The following is a 17,039-nucleotide window of genomic DNA, read 5'->3' on the forward strand; positions in this document are numbered from 1 at the left end:
AGTGGGTTTTATTAATCTTCAATATTAAAAATTATTTAATCTATTGATGTAAAGAAAGTCCTTTAATTGCCTTATCAACTGCCTTTTTAGGTCCTCTTAACGCTACTCCGACCAAATTTAATTGATTCCCATCATCGGCCAGAAATACAGCCCGATTATCCTCATCATTGCCTGTAGAAAACATGGCATGTACATAGGGAATTATCGTTAAATCTTGTTCAATTGCTTTGCGATGTGCTTTTTGTAGCCCTGATAAATCTCCCTCAAAAACTAACATCGGCTGCCCTAGCATGTTGCCATATTCATAACCATTTGCATCGATATAAGGTTTACCCAACATTTCAGGTACAGCCGAGGCAATTCCCGTTGCCAAAAATGCAACCACATTTAGCCTTTGCCAAGTTGCAAGATCGTTACGGACAATCAACGCAATTTTTGTGTCAAACATAAACCTCTTTCCCGAATCATGTATCTCAAGTCAGTCATCATGCCTAATCTTGTTTTTTCTCGTCTTGTACGTTTGTGCAAGGGTCATCACAAACGTACAAGACCCTAAATTTACGAGTCAGTATGCTGGGTTGTTTTTGATTCAGTAGATGCGTTATGGAAATCTTTCTTTATACCTTAAGTGTGATGTATAGCCCCGGCCCAGTAAATTTCATAGGTTTAAATTCGGGCCTTACAGGACAGTTCAAAAAAACGATTTATTTTTTTATAGGTGTCGGCTGTGCCATGTTGATGCTATTCATGATTTTTGGATATGCAGGTGCGGCGATTATTCCACAAAATGCCCTGCACTATATTGCTTTGCTTGGCGCGTGTTATACGTTTTATCTTGCATTTCAGATGTTAAAGGCAGATATCGAAATCAGTTATGAGACAGCTGAAGTTCAAGCACTGTCGTTCTGGAATGGTTTTTGGATACAAGCTTTAAATCCAAAAGGGATTTTAGTGATTTTGCCTGTTACAACAATTATGTACCCAACAGCGCACATTACTGGCATTCACATATTTTTGGTTTCTTTGCTCATTTCAATTGGTGCAGCTGGCGCACCCTTCCTTTATTCGTGGGCTGGTGCAATATTAGGTAAAAAAATTAAAAATAAAATTTGGTTTAATCGCCTGAATAAAGCCATGGCAATGATGCTAATCGTTTCTGGCATATTTATGCTTTATGATTTTTTGAAAGGCATGAATCTAGTTTAAGATGCAAACTATGTCAGTCTAAAATAGGCTGACTTTTGAATCATTTGATTTAGCAAGCTAATTTATTAATCATCCGCCATCTGGCTGGGGTTAAACCAAAAGCTTTTAGAAAATGGCGTGACATGTGGCTTTGATCAAAAAATCCGGCAATCAATGAAGCTTGAGTCAATGACTCGCCATACCTCAGATAGGACTTCACAACCTCTAACCTACGCATGGTCATATATCGATGTGGACTTGTACCAAACAAGAGTCGAAAATCTCGCGAAAGGCTCCAACGGTCACGACCAACATTTTTTTCAATATCATCTAAAGAGATATTTTCATATAAAGAGGCATGTATGAATTCTCTGGCACGCTCGGCGGCAACATAGTCATAACTATGAGAAGTTCGTGGATGGTTACCAGAAATTTCGTAAAGTGCATTGGCCAAATCATATAAAGCATCTTGGTTTTCTAAAGAGTCGATATGTTGATCTATTCCTTGCAATAACACATCGGTTGCCTTAAATAAGCGAGGGTCCTGACTCAAGCCATTTTCAAAAAATGGTAAAGGTTTGCCCTTCATAATTTCCTGTAGGGTTGCAGGTTCTACGTAAACCATCCGATATCTAAAACCGTCTCGCGTACCTGACTCTCCATCATGTTTTTCATCAGGATGTAAAACCATCGTCATTCCCGGCTGGCTATGTTTCATCTCTCCCCGATAATGAAAACTTTGAACACCAGTTAAAGTCCGCCCAATTGCAAAAGTATCATGGCGATGTGACTCGTAAGCATGATCGGTAAAAAATGCTTCAATTCGCTCTAGACTATTTGGGTCAGAATTTCTGACAATCCAATCATTTGCATTGGGTAGTTCAATCACATATTCACCAAAATTTTATATGTTCTAGAGAATATTCAGTATACAAGTTATGAAGCAAGCGCTCAGTGTTTATTTTCAGAGACAATAATCATCCTATGCATCATTTTCTTCCATCAAAACAGTAAAAAAATAAAGATTCTGCAGCTACATTTAACTATTTTAATATTTTAAAAATTAATTTTATACTTATCTTATTTTTATCCAACTTAATAAGATTAATGGATAACACTCTATAAAAAAACATTCAAATCCATTTTATTAAAAATAGATATATAAATAGATATTCGTTATTTCTGCTTATATTTAAAACCGCGTAAATTGAACTATAACAATCTGAATCGAAGATAAGGATATATTCAATGAATGCTAAATTAAATACAGAAGCTCCTCAAAGCTTTATCTCAACTGGTTCAAATCCATCCTTGTCAAATGAAGATATTCTTTCTAAAGCAAAGCAATACGCACAGGACCATGAACTGAATTTTAGTGGCAGTTTATCTCCGACTGATGCATGGCAGCTCGTACAACAAGGAGAAGCTGTTTTAGTTGATGTGCGTACCAATGAAGAACGTAAATTTGTGGGTTATGTTCCTGAAAGTGTTCATGTCGCTTGGGCAACAGGCACATCGTTTAACCGTAATCCACGCTTTTTAAAAGAACTCGAATCAAAAGTTGGCAAAGACAAAACCATTCTTTTGCTATGCCGTAGTGGCAACCGTTCAGCACAAGCTGCCGAGGCCGCATTTAATGTTGGTTTTGAGCACATTTATAACGTTCTTGAAGGCTTTGAAGGCGACTTAGATGATCAACAACAGCGTAATCAAAAAAACGGCTGGCGCATTCATCAACTTCCTTGGCAACAAGACTAATACTCTAATCAATTTTCAGTGAATCAAGGAAAGCTTGTGACTCAATGGAACATTAATGCTGTTGTACAAAGTTTACAACAAGCAAGGCATGACTGGCGTCAGCAACAGCACAGGACCAAAGAATTTGGGGGCCGCGAACTTCCATCTAAAGAAGCTTTAAAAGCTATTTTAGATGACCTGTGCGGAATTATATTTCCAATGCGTTTAGGCCCTGCCGACTTACGTCAAGAAACTGAAGATTCTTATATTGCCTATACTTTAAATAGGGTACTCACAGCCTTACATGCTCAAGTACAACTGGCTTTAAATTATGAAGCAAAACGTCATTTGAGTCATTCGAACACAGTCCAACAGCCAGAGGAACTTGCTCAACATATTGTGCAGGATTTTGCCAACACCTTGCCCTCTATACGACGTCTTTTAGACGGTGATGTGCGTGCCGCTTATGAAGGCGATCCGGCGGCGCATAGTGTGGATGAAGTATTACTTTGCTATCCGGGCATATTTGCGATTATTCATCATCGAATTGCCCATCAACTGTATGCCCAAGTGCCTTTATTGTCTCGCATTATTTCCGAGTTAGCACACTCTGCCACGGGCATCGATATTCATCCCGGTGCAAAAATCGGTAAAGGATTCTTCATCGATCATGGTACAGGCGTGGTGATTGGTGAAACTAGCGTTATTGGGGAACGTGTCCGTATTTATCAGGCCGTGACCCTTGGAGCAAAACGATTTGAAACCAATGATGACGGTCGTTTGAAAAAAGACTATACACGCCATCCAATTGTTGAAGATGACGTGGTGATCTATGCAGGTGCCACCATTTTAGGCCGTATTACGATTGGCCGAGGGTCAATCATTGGGGGAAATGTCTGGCTTACACATAGTATTCCCGCAGGAAGCCAGATTTTACAGTCACCACTCGAGGCTTATCAAAAAAATCCAGAATTTAAATAAATCGTATTCACAATTTTATATATAAGAGTTTTAACCCATATATTAAAAATATGAATTTGGTATATATATAAATCAGTTTATTACTTATTTATATGAAATTTTCATACATATATGCTTATTAATAATAAGTGAACTGTGTTCATTTATTTATACCTTATTCATATTTTTAAAATCGAATATTTAAATCTAATCGGTTAACACGATAATTCAAAATTTTAACATTTTATAACCAAGCCACTGTAATAAGGAAAAATGATTCATGGCGAAAAATACAGACAAAGCCCAACTTGCTCTTGGGGACCATGCGGCCCGTCAACTGGCCAATGCAACCAAAACTGCTCCCCAACTTTCTACAATTACTCCCAGATGGCTGACTCACTTACTTCAATGGCTTCCTGTTGAAGCAGGTATCTACCGCTTAAACCGTGTAAATAATACCGATGATATTCAAGTAGCTTGCACACAACGTGATGAAGCAACTTTACCTCAAACTTTTGTCGATTATGACCCAGAGCCACGCGAATACTTTTTAAATGGTGTATCTACTGTTTTAGATGTACATACACGTGTTGCTGACCTTTACAGCAGCCCACACGACCAAATTAAAGAACAGCTCCGTTTAACCATTGAAACTATTAAAGAACGTCAAGAAAGTGAGCTTATCAATAACCCTGAATACGGTTTACTGGCAAGTGTGACAGATGACCAACGTATTTCGACTTTAAATGGCCCACCTACTCCAGATGATCTTGATGATTTGCTACGTAAAGTCTGGAAAGAACCGGGATTTTTCCTAGCACACCCTGATGCGATTGCAGCATTTGGACGTGAATGTACACGCCGTGGTGTGCCACCTCCAACGGTTAGCTTATTTGGTTCTCAGTTCATTACATGGCGCGGTATTCCACTCATTCCATCAAATAAAATTCCTGTAGAAGATGGCAAAACTAAAATCTTGCTGCTTCGTGTTGGTGAAAAGCGTCAAGGGATTGTTGGTTTATTCCAACCGGGTCTTGCAGGTGAACAGTCACCAGGGCTTTCAGTACGCTTTATGGGAATCAACCGTAATGCGATTGCGTCGTATCTAATATCGTTATATTGCTCACTTGCAGTACTCACTGATGATGCGTTGGCAGTATTAGATGATGTGGAGGTGGACAAATATCATGACTACCCAGTTAACTACAAGTAATCTGCAAGGTAGTCCAACCGGGCCTGAAGTGACTGGTGTTAACCCACCAGCCAACTTCCCTGATGAGTCCACCATTGCTCGACTTGCTAATGAGTTTTTTTCAGCATTACCAAGCTCAAGTAGTGCAGCTTCTCCATCGGGCCTTAACTTGGACTTACCTGTCGGAGCGCCACCGCACCCACCACAACCGGGTGAACCATTTTCTGCACTCAGTGGTCGTGCGCCCAATATCGCCTTTCAGAAAAGTCTCAATCCAGAATATCCTGAGCATATTCCAAATTTTCCAGACTACCCTGAACGCCGAATTGTAGCGTCTGCGCCTGTGGTTGGTGGAGCTAATTTGCCACGCCCACCATTTGAACCACATTTGCCACAAGCAGCTCATAGTGAACCAAATGTGCCGCGCATTGAACCAAACTTACCCACGGGTGCTGGTGAATCACCTTATTATTTTTTAAATGATTTTTCTGCTCCCAATACAGCAGAACCATCTGTTAAAGGTGTGGAAGACAATTATTCGGTTGCGCAGTCTTTTCAGTTACCACATGGTGACCAGCTGAAATCATTGCTGACAGAAGATCGTTTTGCAACGAACACACCGCCCCAAAGTTCAGCAAGCTCTGCATTTTATTTTTTAGACTTGCCTCAAAGTGGACAAAGTTATAGTCACTATCAACCATCACAACCCACTTTTGTAGCAAGCAGTGCTCAACCACTCGATGTACATGCTATACGTCGCGATTTCCCAATTTTACAGGAACGCGTCAACGGTCGACCTCTAGTTTGGTTGGATAATGCTGCGACCACACAAAAACCGCAGCGCGTGATTGATCGGATTGCTTATTTTTATCAGCATGAAAACTCAAATATTCACCGTGCTGCACATGAGTTAGCGGCTCGTGCAACCGACGCCTATGAACATGCAAGAAATGTAGTTGCCCGATTCATTGGTGCACCCTCTTCTAAAGAAATTATCTTTGTTCGAGGAACAACCGAAGGCATTAACCTGATTGCAAAAACATGGGGTGAGCAAAATATTGGTGAAGGTGATGAAATTATCGTTTCCCACTTAGAACACCATGCCAATATTGTGCCTTGGTATCAACTTACTAAAAAAACAGGAGCGAAATTACGAGTCATTCCTGTTGATGACATGGGGCAAATTATTTTAGAAGAGTTGCCAAAACTGATTAATGAACGCACTAAACTGCTGTCTATTACTCAAGTTTCTAATGCTTTGGGAACAGTTACCCCTGTTGCTGAAGTGATTAAAATTGCCCATGCCAAAGGTGTACGTGTATTAGTTGATGGCGCTCAATCTGTTTCACATATACCAACCGATGTTCAAGCTCTCGATGCCGACTTTTTTGTGTTCTCTGGGCATAAAGTGTTTGGTCCAACAGGCATTGGTGCAGTCTATGCGAAACCAGAACTGCTAGAAACAATGCCGGTTTGGGAAGGTGGCGGCAACATGATTCAGGACGTCACCTTCGAACAGGTGGTTTACCAACCTGCACCAAACAAGTTTGAAGCTGGAACTGGGAACATTGCCGATGCAGTCGGTTTAGGTGCGGCACTTGAATATGTAGAAAGTTTAGGCATTCATAACATTGCACGCTATGAACATGATTTGCTTGAATATGGTCAAAATGCGCTTAGCAGTGTGTCTGGTTTACGTTTGATTGGAACTGCGCATCACAAAGCCAGTGTCATGTCCTTTACCTTACAAGGCTATTCGACTGAACAGGTCGGTAAAGCTTTAAACCAACATGGCATTGCTGTACGTTCTGGTCACCATTGTGCACAGCCAATTTTACGTCGTTTTGGTGTGGAACAAACTGTGCGCCCGTCTTTAGCTTTTTATAATACGACTGAAGAAATTGATTTATTGGTGTCTGTTTTACACCAGTTAACACGTAACAAGCGTACTGTTTAAATCTATTTTGGAAAAAAGACTGCTTTCGAGTGGTCTTTTTATAAATTATTTACTGAAACTTCTTGAGCTCAACTTCATATATAGGAACAAGTCAAAGTAGCTATCACAGCGGAGTCTTGTTATTTTAATTTCGATTCCTAGATTAACCTTCGACTCGGGCTAAGAGTCATTAATACTCTAGACAATTTAAAGTAATTATCACGGCGGAGTCTTACCGTTTTGCCTCCAAAGAAAGTAGCTAATTCTGTTACTTTTTTAAAAAGTAACCAAAACCTTCTCATCCACAGAACCTGTTCTCTGTTTTCATTTTTCAAAAAATATTGCAAATACATTATCTTTATAAATTATGGGCAGGCTGTGGATGAAATTTAGCACGAGCAAATACTGGTATGAATGTCGTGAAAACTATATATACAATCTAAAATGGTGCTTCTGTAATATCCTTAAACACTCACAATAATTAAACAAACAATCCCCAAATCAATCTCAATGCAATCCCAATTAACAACAGCCCCATCACCCTCTCAAAATAAACACCAAACTCCAAAAATCGTTTACGTACTATTGGATGAGCAAACATTACACTCACCACCATAAACCAGATCGCATTAACCATACACATCCATACGCCATAAAAGATCTGAACTTTCATGGGAGTTGTTACACTCACAATAGTTGTAAAAATTGCCAGAAAAAATATCGTGGCCTTCGGGTTAAGAGCATTAGTTAAAAAACCCATCGTAAAGGCTTTAAATAAACTCGGAGTATCACTGTCTGCTTGGTCATTAATCTCAATATTAGTATTCGGCTGACTACGTAAACACTGCCATCCTAAATAAAGCAAATAAGCTGCTCCCGCTGCTCTGATGAGTGACATGAGCCATTCGCTTTGTTGAATCAAAAAGCCAATGCCAACAAGGGTATAAAACACATGAACCGAAATTCCAACACCAATACCAATCGCAGTCAGACATCCAATTAAGTAGCCATAACGTACACTTTGTCTTACCGTAACCACAAAATCTGGTCCCGGTAAAATCACTGCCAAAAAGTGAATGAGTGCCAGCGTTAAAAACTCATGCCCATACAATTGCCACATTTATTCAGCCTCCTTGGCAACGCTATAGCTGACACTGAGCTTTCCTTTTTTAATCTGATAGGACTGAATTTCTATAAAACCAATATCCCCCAACGTTGCAACATGAGTCCCACCGCATGGAAATGCAGAAAACTCACCAAAACCGATTTCGCGAAAACCATCTGCATGTTGCTGAAGATTGGCTGGTAAATTAGCCTGAATATATTGTAAACAATACTGTTCAAGCATTTGAGCATCTAACTGCTGAGCTGTATCCAAAGCAATGAACTGAACTCGTGCATCATGTGGCCAGTGCTGCGCTTTTACAGCTTGCCAGCCAAATAGATGCATTACATGTCCAAGCAAATGCCCTGCTGAATGTAAGCGGCTATGATAACGACGTCCTGCTTCATCCACTTGTGCAAAAGCCACTCCCAACTCAACAGGTTGTGTGCAGTAATGAATGATTTCCCCTTGTTCAATCGCCACATGCACTACATCAACTTCTGCGATTTTGCCCGTATCACTCGGTTGACCGCCACCTTGAGGATGAAATGGGGTTGCCGATAAATGCACGGTAAAACGCCCATCTTCACAAGGATTACACGCTAGAACTTCAACCTCAGCGACAAGAACACCTGTTAAATACAATGCTTGCGTCATATTTTTCTACATATACGTTAAGATGAAAAAGATTGTATTGCGATTTCTTAAACGCGATAATCCACTCTAAATCCAAATAACTTTTGCCTCATGAGCACAAATCAAAGTCTGGTTCTGTTAAATGAAATGGCGACTTTCGTTAAAGTAGTCGAGTCAGGGAGTTTTTCTGAAACGGCTCGACAACTCGGTACTACACCCTCTGCGATAAGCCGTGCAATTGCTCGCTTAGAACGTGCTTTAGGGACCCGCTTACTTTATCGAACCACACGAAAGCTTCGCTTGAGTGAAAGTGGTCAACAGGTCTATCAACGTTGTTTAGATATGGTCAATGCGGCGCAGGCAGTGATGGAAAGTTCAGGCCAATTTCATGTCGAACCGCAAGGAATCATTCGTCTGAGTGTTCCAAAAGCCGTTGGACATTTTATGATTCATCCACATTTACCTGAGTTTTTAGAACGTTATCCAAAAATTGATATTCAAATGCTTTTAGAAGACCGTTACGTTGACTTAATTGATGATGAAGTTGATTTAGCACTTCGAATTACCGAGCAACCCTCTGGCGGCCTAATGGGACGAAAACTCATTGATATCGATCACTTGATTTGTGCTACACCTGAATATTTGGAAAAACATGGCGTACCAACCCATCCTCATGACTTAAAACAGCATGAATGTATCTATTTGGGTGAACAAATCAGTGATTCAAAATGGAAATTTCAACAAGGGAATAAGTCGATTAGTGTTACTGTGCGGGGTCGTTATGCTGCAAATCATACAGGTGTTCGTTTAAGCGCAGCCCTACAGCATTTAGGAGTAGCCAGCTTACCCTACTTTGTTGCGCGCCATGCTTTACAACAACAGACTTTGGTTCAAGTTTTACCCGACTGGGACTTTAAGACCTATTACAGCGGTGGACTGTGGTTACTCTATCCGCCAACACGCCATGTACCACCGAAATTAAGTGTGTTTATTCAATATTTGGCAGATAAATTGGCAGCAGAGCCGACTTTATTTAAGTTCAAATAATATAGAATCGAGGAATTAACACGATAGAATCCTACCTTTCTATCTCTAAAGCAATCAGCTAATTCTGTTACTTTTTTTGGAAAAAGTAACCAAAAAACTTTCGCATCTACAGAACCTGCCCCCCTGTTTACATCTATAAAAAATATTGCAAAAACATTATCTTTATAAATTATGGGCAGGCTGTAGATGAATCTTAGCTCGAGCAAATCCTATCTAGAGTCCTCTTTATTAGAATTATTCAACCAATAAATCTTTTGGATTAATCGTATCGCCATACACTGGTTTCAACGTCTTTTCATAAGCCTGATGAATCACGCCTTCTTTTGCCAATTTCTCTAAATCTTGATTCAACCAGTCCAATAGCTCTTTATCACCCTTTTTCACAGCTGGGGCGATTAAGTCCTGCTCACCTAAGTTTGTAATGCCAACTGTGTAATTTGGATTTTCTTTAGCCCAAGCTAAAACCAGCAAGTTGTCATGCGCTAAAGCAGCACCACGGCCGTCTTTTAAAGCATCAAAGGTTTCAGTGTTTTGCTCATATTTTTGTAGTTTGATTTCAGGATGAGTCTTAGTGAAGAATGAATCAGCCGTAGTACCTTTATTCACCAACAAAGTTTTATCTTTGAGTTGAGCAATATCTGTAATTGGATGAGTTTTAGGAGACACCACACCCAAAGCAACTTTTAAATAAGGTTTAGCAAAATCGACTACTTCTTTACGTTCTGGTGTAACCGTAAAGTTTGCAAAAATAATATCGACTTTATTGGCTTTTAAATATTCGACACGATTTGCAGCTTCAGTTAAAACAAACTCTACCTTGTTTTCATCACCCAATAAGTCTTTAGCAACATGCTTGGCAATCTCTACATCGAAGCCCTGATTTTTACCTTGAGCATCTAAATATCCAAACGGCGGTTTATCGCTAAATACACCAATACGCACGACACCATTCTTTTTAATCTGCTCAATACTCGACACAGTTTGAGTGGTGTCAGCTGTTTTTTCATTAGATTGCGTGCCTTTATCACATGCAACTAAACCTAAACTCAGCAAAGATGCAGCGAGGACATGCTTTATATTTTGTAAAGTTAGTGTTGTCATTATTTCACCCTATCGTTCTTGTAAAAGTCTTATTTAAAATCACAGTGCCTACTTTTAGACACTGCTCCAGCGATATCGAAAATTATTGGCCTACATCTAAAAACACATTAGGATTAACCGATTCACCATAAATTGGTTTTAAGGTTTCATCATAAATTTTCTTAATTTCACCGCTTGTTCTTAGCTGCTTAATTTCAGTATTGAGCCAATTCAATAATTGGGTATTGCCCTTTTTAACTGCTGGTGCAATAAACTCTTGATCACCAATAGACTGGATACCCGCCACATAACTTGGGTTCTTCGCGGCCCACGCCAAAGCATACGTACTATCTTGTGAAATTGCGTCACCACGACCGTCGGTCAAGGCTTTGAACGCATCCGAATTTCTTTCAAACTTCAGTAAATTCACTTTCGGATAGTGCTTAGTAAAATAGGTATCTGAACTGGTGCCTTTATTTACAATTAACGTTTTACCTTCCAATTGAGCAATGTCAGTAATTGGCTTGGCTTTAGGAGAGACGATCCCGAAAGCACCTTTTAAATAAGGCTCGGCAAAATCTACAACTTCCTTACGTTCAGGCGTTACTGTAAATGTCGCAAACACAACATCGGCACGGTTTGATTTTAAAAACTCCACCCGATTTGAAGCCTCAGTCACAATAAATTCAACTTTCTTTTCATCGCCAAGCAAATCTTTAGTGACTCGTTTTGCTAAGGCCACATCAAAGCCCTGATTATTGCCAGCACTATCTACATAACCAAACGGCGGATCGTCAGCAAAAACAGCAATTCGCAACACCCCATTTTTTTTGACTTGCTCTAAAGACTGGTCTTCTTGAGTATTACTTGCTTGCTCAGTTGATGGCGTTTTACTACATGCCGTTAATAACACCCCAGCAACAGCAATACTGCTTAATATTTTTATTGAATTACGTTTAAACATTCACTTCCTCATGATTCAAATAATAAAAGACTTAATACGACAAAATATTTAAAAAGGTTTTAGCTCGTTCTGTTTTCGGCTGTTCAAAAAACTCTTCAGGTGGCGCCTGTTCAATAATTTTGCCCTTATCCATAAAAATAATTCGATCAGCAACCTTTCGGGCAAATGACATTTCATGTGTCACAATCAACATGGTCATCCCCTCATTGGCTAGTTTCAAAACTACATCAAGCACTTCTCTGACCATTTCCGGATCAAGCGCAGCGGTAATTTCATCGAGCAAAATGACTTTAGGTTGCATGACCAGTGAACGGACAATGGCGATACGCTGCTTTTGTCCACCGGAAAGTTGTCGCGGATAATCGAGTTTTCGTTCAAAGAGTCCTACTCGCTTTAACAACTCATCTGCAACTTGTTCAGCTTCATCACGGCGGCGTTTTTGCACTTTGAGTGGCCCGAGCAAAATATTGTCAATGACATTCATATGCCCAAATAGCTCATAGTTCTGAAAAACCATGCCAATTTTTTGACGGGCATTAGTCCAGTCAACATCTTTACCCAACACACCCGAACCTGTTAATCGAATCTCACCACCTTGAATTGGTTCTAATCCATTAATACAGCGCAGTAAGGTACTTTTACCGCAGCCCGATGGGCCTAAAATAACAACCACCTCTCCTTGTTCTACATCTAGATCAATGCCCTGTAAAATATGACTTTGTGCAAATGATTTCTGTAATTGTTGTATCGATAACAAAGGCATAATTACTCCCAGACCTTTTCTAAATGTGCCGCCAAACGAGATAAGGGATAGCAAATCAGAAAATATAAAATAAAAATAAAGCCATAAATCCAAAGCGAGGCGCTCGGCACAGTCAGCAGTGAATTTTCGATAATTTGCTGGCCCACCTTAATGACCTCCACCACACCAATCAGAACTGCCAAAGAACTGGTTTTCACCATTCGGGTAAATAAATTAATCGCGCCTGGTGTTACTCGTTTTAGACTTTGCGGAAAAATAACGTAGACCAATGCTTGAACATGAGTCAGCCCGAGCGCATAGGCAGAATCGCGTTGATGTTGATCAATTGAGGTTATGGCTGCACGGACCAAATCACCCATTTCAGCCGTGCCCCACAAAACAAACACAACAACGCACACCCACATTGCAGAAAACTGCCAGTTAAACCATGTGGCAAAGCCGAAATAAAAGACAAACAGCAAAACTAAAATTGGAATGATTCGGATCGCTTCTAAATACAGGCGGCACAGCGCTTTAACGACTATGTTTTTAGAAGTCATAATGACGCCTAAAACCGTGCCTAAAATTGCAGAGAAAAATACTGAAATAAAAGCAATTTTTGCGGTTGCCCAAAGTCCCCACATTAATCGTTCGAGATGACTCGCCTGAAATAGATAATCAAGTTCCATGGCTCACCTCCCGACTTCTGTGTTCCAGATAACTGGTTAAAATAGACACGGGCAATAAAATAATCAGATAAGCCATGATTAATAAAAACAAAGCTTCTGTTGTTTTATAATCCATGCCAATTAAGTCTTTGGTGACAAAAAGCAGCTCAACGACAGCAATCGCACTTACAACTGAACTTTCTTTAATTAAAAATAGACAATTTGCTCCAATTGCTGGAATTGAAATAGCAAACGCTTGAGGAAAAATAACATATCTAAAAATTTGAGTCGGTTGCAGACCGATACTTTTTGCAGAGTCAATCTGCCCTTTTGCAACAGACTGTAGACCCGCTCGAAAAGCTTCTGCCATATAGCTTCCGCCTAAAAATGTCAGTCCAATCACACCACAAGCAAAACCATCGATTTTGATACCAAGTTTGGGCAAACCGTAATACAAAAAGAATAGTTGAATTAATAAAGGGGTATTTCGAGATAACTCAATATAGAACTGGGCAATTCTATTTAGTACCCGCACGCGATATGTGATTAAAATGCTGCAAATCAGCCCTACAATAATGGCCAGAATAATGCTGATAATTGAAATTTTCAGCGTGGTCAAAGTTGCAGAGAAAAATTGCGGCAACACACTATGGATATACTGCCAGTTCAAGGAAAATTCCAAAAAATAATATTAAAACGTTATAAATATTTAGCTCTAATCAGCGATCAAATATTTGTGTACCGAGTTTATTTTTTTCCCAATTAGTCTAAAACTATTTTTATTAGATAAGCTTTTCTATAAGTTTGATAAATTCGATTTGGCAATCGAAAGCATTCAAATCAGCTGAATACAACCGCTTAAAACATGTTCATCACAGTCCATATATAATAAAAACCCATAAAAAAATCGGACACCAACGCCCGATTTTTATGAAACAACTTTCAGTCTATTGCTTATTTTCTAAGGACATCACCAATGCTTGGATCTTTATCAAATACCGATTTTGCATAAGGGCAAAGCGGAATCACTTTCACATCTTTCTCACGAACAAAGGCAACTAAAGCATCAAGTAATTGTCGACCTACACCTTGTCCCCGATAATTTTCATTCACATCTGTGGCATCAATAATCAGCATGCCTTCGCCTGCCCATGTATAAGTCATTTCACCTGCAACGGTTTCACCATCAAGTAAACTAAAGCTACCGTGTTTTGTATCATCTTTTTGTTGAATATTCACAATAAATTCCTCTTCTTACGACTCATATTTATTTAAAAATGACTTTGTATATCTTGAACTATAAGAACAAATCTAAGTGTAAAAAAATAGCCTGTTTTTAGCAGCGAGTCTGTATGCTTTTTAAAGACAATTCATGCATAAAACTCATAATTCTATTCGTAATTCTAGGCCTAATCCTTTCAAACCCTTGCTGATAAGCTCTGCAACCAGATTTGTTCATTTCTTTTATGAACATTTAACGGTTTTAAAGTCGGAACTTTTATGTCTTCTTTTCATCAAATTGAGCAAGATACACATGAGAATAGCACACCAGCATGGGGTGCTGTATTTGTAATGTCGCTCTGCTGTGCAGTATTAATTGCCTCAGAATTCATGCCCGTAAGTTTACTCACATCAATCTCTTCAGATTTAAATATGAGTGAAGGCCAAGTCGGTCAAGCGATCGCAATTTCAGGCATTTTTGCTGTGGTAACCAGCTTAACTATTAGCCGTGTATTTAAGACATGGGATCGCCGTCATATCATGCTGTTACTTACCTTACTCATGATCGTTTCTGGCATGCTGATTACATTTGCTCACTCTGCTGCTTTATTCATGGTGGGTCGTGCAATTTTAGGTGTAGTGATTGGTGGTTTTTGGGCCATGTCGACTTCGATTGTGATGAGACTTGTTCCACCTCTGTCAGTACCTAAAGCACTCGGTCTGTTGAATGGTGGCAATGCTCTAGCGACCACAATAGCCGCACCTTTAGGAAGTTTTCTAGGTTCAATCATTGGCTGGCGCGGTGCTTTTTTCTGTATCGTTCCTATCGCGATTATTGCGCTTGTATGGCAATTTAAAAGTATGCCCGCTCTTCCAGCAATGATGTCTGTTGAAAAGTCAAAAAATCCCTTTGGACTACTGAAACGTCCAATTGTGTTTTATGGCATGACAGGGATTTTATTGTTATTTATGGGGCAATTTGCGCTATTTACCTACTTACGCCCATTTCTAGAAACCGTCAGTCATGTCGATGCGGCCATGTTATCCATTTTATTACTCATATTAGGTATCGCGGGTTTAGCTGGCACATTCGTGATTAGTTTTATTCTTCATCAACATGTCTATCGCTACCTCATCCTTATTCCTTTAATGATGGCAAGCACTGCTTATGCCTTCGTGCTTGGTGGTCAGCACTTGTGGTTGGTTGCAATATTAATGGGTTTATGGGGCTTTATTGGAACTTCAGCACCTGTCGCATGGAACACATGGCTTGCACAGACGTTGCATCAAGATACTGAGGTTGGTGGCGGTTTGATGGTTGCGATTATCCAATTTGCAATTACTTTAGGTGCAACTTTAGGGGGCTTGCTATATGACTCGCATGGCTATAGTGCTACGTTTTATATGAGCGCTATTGTGTTGTTATTGGGTGCTATCATTGCTTTTATTACATGGCGAAGTGCTACTCACGCAACACATCAATAACCAACCTTAATGCAGGCGAAAGCTGTCTACGATGTGGATAGTACAGGTGGTATCCGGGAAACTGGATACTGTAATCTTCCAATACCTGAACAAGTTTGCCTTGATCGAGATCTTGTTGGATCAGCTCTTTCGGAATGTAAGCCAATCCAAATCCCGCTCTAACCGCCTCGACAATATCGTAGCTTTCATTAAATATCCATTGTCCCTGAATTTTGATTTTTGTTTCTTGTCCATCCTTCAAAAACTCCCATGCATACACACTGCCTTGGGTGGTTAAACGAAAGCCAATACATTGATGATTGATTAAATCTTTGGGGGTTGCAGGAATTCCATATTTCTCAAAATATTGTGGCGTTGCAATCACCGCCATTTTGACATCTGCGCTAATACGTACCGCAATCATGCCATCTGCTACACGACTTCCAAAGCGAACTCCTGCATCAAATCGCTCTGCAACAATATCCACCATACCGCTATTGGCAGCTAGCTCAACTTGTACATCAGGATAATCACCAGCAATCTTTTCAAGTTTTGGAATAAGAACTTCCCGTATCGCATGACTACTAGCATTAATACGAACCGTACCAGCGGGTTGATCCCGAAATGATGTTAAAAGCGATAATTCATTATCAATCTGGTCAAAGCTGGCGCTAATGGTTTGCTTTAACCTTTCACCCGCGGCTGTCGGCGAAACGCTTCGTGTGGTTCGGGTCAGAAGTAGCATCCCTAAACGTTCTTCTAAACCGCGAATGGTATGGCTTAGCGCAGACTGCGAAATTCCCATTTTTCCTGCGGCCTTCGTAAAACTCCCTTCTCGAGCCACCATTAAAAAAGCATAAAGATCATTATAGTTTTCTTTGTTTATCATCTGCTTTTATCTCTTTTCACGGTTTAATTTAATTATAAATGATAAAACTATTTATGAATATTGCTCATAAGTCCATGTTTGTTTTTTAGGCTATTTATTATAAAGAAGATTCATTAAACTCTATATCAAGCAGTGAACATCAAGATTTAGATGAGCTCAAGCATAAAAAGTACCTGATTTTATTATTATCAAAAATTAATAAATTTAGCTCAT

General features: G+C 39.7%; 19 protein-coding genes. 8 read left to right on the top strand and 11 right to left on the bottom strand.

Annotated features, from left to right (window positions below):
• Nucleotides 1–40: 40 nt before the first annotated feature.
• Complete coding sequence (locus FY048_RS07030; RefSeq protein WP_446090646.1) at nucleotides 41–448, bottom strand: DUF2000 family protein; 408 nt, start codon at nucleotides 446–448, stop codon at nucleotides 41–43.
• Nucleotides 449–603: 155 nt separating this feature from the next.
• On the opposite strand from FY048_RS07030, the gene FY048_RS07035 reads away from it, so the two are divergent.
• Nucleotides 604–1,206, top strand: coding sequence for a LysE family translocator (locus FY048_RS07035; protein ID WP_446090647.1), 603 nt, complete (start codon nucleotides 604–606; stop codon nucleotides 1,204–1,206).
• Nucleotides 1,207–1,255: 49 nt separating this feature from the next.
• Here the strand turns inward: FY048_RS07035 and FY048_RS07040 are convergent, their stop codons facing one another.
• Nucleotides 1,256–2,074: an AraC family transcriptional regulator gene (locus FY048_RS07040; protein WP_446090648.1), complete on the bottom strand. Its 819-nt coding sequence runs from the start codon at nucleotides 2,072–2,074 to the stop codon at nucleotides 1,256–1,258.
• A 359-nt stretch (nucleotides 2,075–2,433) separates the two neighbouring features.
• On the opposite strand from FY048_RS07040, the gene FY048_RS07045 reads away from it, so the two are divergent.
• The 4 genes from FY048_RS07045 (at nucleotide 2,434) to FY048_RS07060 (ending at nucleotide 7,031) form a co-directional block, all read left to right on the top strand.
• A complete protein-coding gene (locus FY048_RS07045; RefSeq protein WP_446090649.1) occupies nucleotides 2,434–2,943 on the top strand; it encodes a rhodanese-like domain-containing protein in 510 nt (169 codons plus the stop codon).
• A gap of 18 nt (nucleotides 2,944–2,961) precedes the next feature.
• On the top strand, nucleotides 2,962–3,903 hold the full coding sequence (gene epsC, locus FY048_RS07050) for a serine O-acetyltransferase EpsC (protein WP_446090650.1): 942 nt from the start codon (nucleotides 2,962–2,964) through the stop codon (nucleotides 3,901–3,903).
• A 259-nt stretch (nucleotides 3,904–4,162) separates the two neighbouring features.
• Nucleotides 4,163–5,095 carry a family 2A encapsulin nanocompartment shell protein gene (locus tag FY048_RS07055; protein ID WP_001107602.1) on the top strand — a complete coding sequence of 311 codons (933 nt, stop codon included), beginning with the start codon at nucleotides 4,163–4,165 and terminating at the stop codon, nucleotides 5,093–5,095.
• Nucleotides 5,070–7,031: a family 2A encapsulin nanocompartment cargo protein cysteine desulfurase gene (locus FY048_RS07060; protein ID WP_446090651.1), complete on the top strand. Its 1,962-nt coding sequence runs from the start codon at nucleotides 5,070–5,072 to the stop codon at nucleotides 7,029–7,031. Before FY048_RS07055 ends, FY048_RS07060 begins: the two co-directional genes overlap by 26 nt.
• Before the next feature lie 460 nt (nucleotides 7,032–7,491).
• Here FY048_RS07060 and FY048_RS07065 read toward each other — a convergent pair whose 3' ends face one another.
• The gene (locus tag FY048_RS07065) at nucleotides 7,492–8,130 is read right to left on the bottom strand and encodes a LysE family translocator (RefSeq protein ID WP_446090652.1); all 639 of its coding nucleotides are present in this window, start codon (nucleotides 8,128–8,130) and stop codon (nucleotides 7,492–7,494) included.
• A complete protein-coding gene (locus FY048_RS07070; protein ID WP_446090653.1) occupies nucleotides 8,131–8,772 on the bottom strand; it encodes an alanyl-tRNA editing protein in 642 nt (213 codons plus the stop codon).
• A gap of 90 nt (nucleotides 8,773–8,862) precedes the next feature.
• On the opposite strand from FY048_RS07070, the gene FY048_RS07075 reads away from it, so the two are divergent.
• Entirely contained in the window at nucleotides 8,863–9,798 is a 936-nt protein-coding gene (locus FY048_RS07075; RefSeq protein WP_446090654.1) for a LysR family transcriptional regulator, read from the top strand.
• A 234-nt stretch (nucleotides 9,799–10,032) separates the two neighbouring features.
• Here the strand turns inward: FY048_RS07075 and FY048_RS07080 are convergent, their stop codons facing one another.
• From FY048_RS07080 to FY048_RS07100, 5 genes are all read right to left on the bottom strand, one after another.
• Complete coding sequence (locus FY048_RS07080; RefSeq protein WP_209830566.1) at nucleotides 10,033–10,899, bottom strand: transporter substrate-binding domain-containing protein; 867 nt, start codon at nucleotides 10,897–10,899, stop codon at nucleotides 10,033–10,035.
• Between the two features lie 82 nt (nucleotides 10,900–10,981).
• Nucleotides 10,982–11,842, bottom strand: coding sequence for a transporter substrate-binding domain-containing protein (locus tag FY048_RS07085; protein ID WP_446090655.1), 861 nt, complete (start codon nucleotides 11,840–11,842; stop codon nucleotides 10,982–10,984).
• Nucleotides 11,843–11,873: 31 nt separating this feature from the next.
• Nucleotides 11,874–12,605 (bottom strand): amino acid ABC transporter ATP-binding protein, encoded by a 732-nt coding sequence (locus FY048_RS07090; protein ID WP_004642454.1) that lies wholly within the window; start codon nucleotides 12,603–12,605, stop codon nucleotides 11,874–11,876.
• A 2-nt stretch (nucleotides 12,606–12,607) separates the two neighbouring features.
• Nucleotides 12,608–13,273 carry an amino acid ABC transporter permease gene (locus tag FY048_RS07095; protein ID WP_216968882.1) on the bottom strand — a complete coding sequence of 222 codons (666 nt, stop codon included), beginning with the start codon at nucleotides 13,271–13,273 and terminating at the stop codon, nucleotides 12,608–12,610.
• Nucleotides 13,263–13,922, bottom strand: coding sequence for an amino acid ABC transporter permease (locus FY048_RS07100; RefSeq protein WP_446090656.1), 660 nt, complete (start codon nucleotides 13,920–13,922; stop codon nucleotides 13,263–13,265). The genes FY048_RS07095 and FY048_RS07100 overlap by 11 nt, the downstream gene beginning before the upstream one ends.
• Nucleotides 13,923–13,986: 64 nt before the next feature.
• On the opposite strand from FY048_RS07100, the gene FY048_RS07105 reads away from it, so the two are divergent.
• Complete coding sequence (locus tag FY048_RS07105; protein ID WP_446090657.1) at nucleotides 13,987–14,100, top strand: hypothetical protein; 114 nt, start codon at nucleotides 13,987–13,989, stop codon at nucleotides 14,098–14,100.
• Nucleotides 14,101–14,206: 106 nt separating this feature from the next.
• Here FY048_RS07105 and FY048_RS07110 read toward each other — a convergent pair whose 3' ends face one another.
• Nucleotides 14,207–14,491, bottom strand: coding sequence for a GNAT family N-acetyltransferase (locus FY048_RS07110; RefSeq protein WP_004642449.1), 285 nt, complete (start codon nucleotides 14,489–14,491; stop codon nucleotides 14,207–14,209).
• Nucleotides 14,492–14,752: 261 nt separating this feature from the next.
• Here FY048_RS07110 and FY048_RS07115 point away from each other — a divergent pair, with 261 nt between their 5' ends.
• Nucleotides 14,753–15,958, top strand: a complete 1,206-nt coding sequence (locus FY048_RS07115) for an MFS transporter (RefSeq protein WP_446090658.1) — start codon at nucleotides 14,753–14,755, stop codon at nucleotides 15,956–15,958.
• Here the strand turns inward: FY048_RS07115 and FY048_RS07120 are convergent.
• A complete protein-coding gene (locus tag FY048_RS07120; RefSeq protein ID WP_446090659.1) occupies nucleotides 15,936–16,826 on the bottom strand; it encodes a LysR family transcriptional regulator in 891 nt (296 codons plus the stop codon). The genes FY048_RS07115 and FY048_RS07120 overlap by 23 nt on opposite strands.
• Nucleotides 16,827–17,039 lie beyond the last annotated feature (213 nt).

This window comes from Acinetobacter sp. 1124_18A (genome assembly GCF_052824995.1).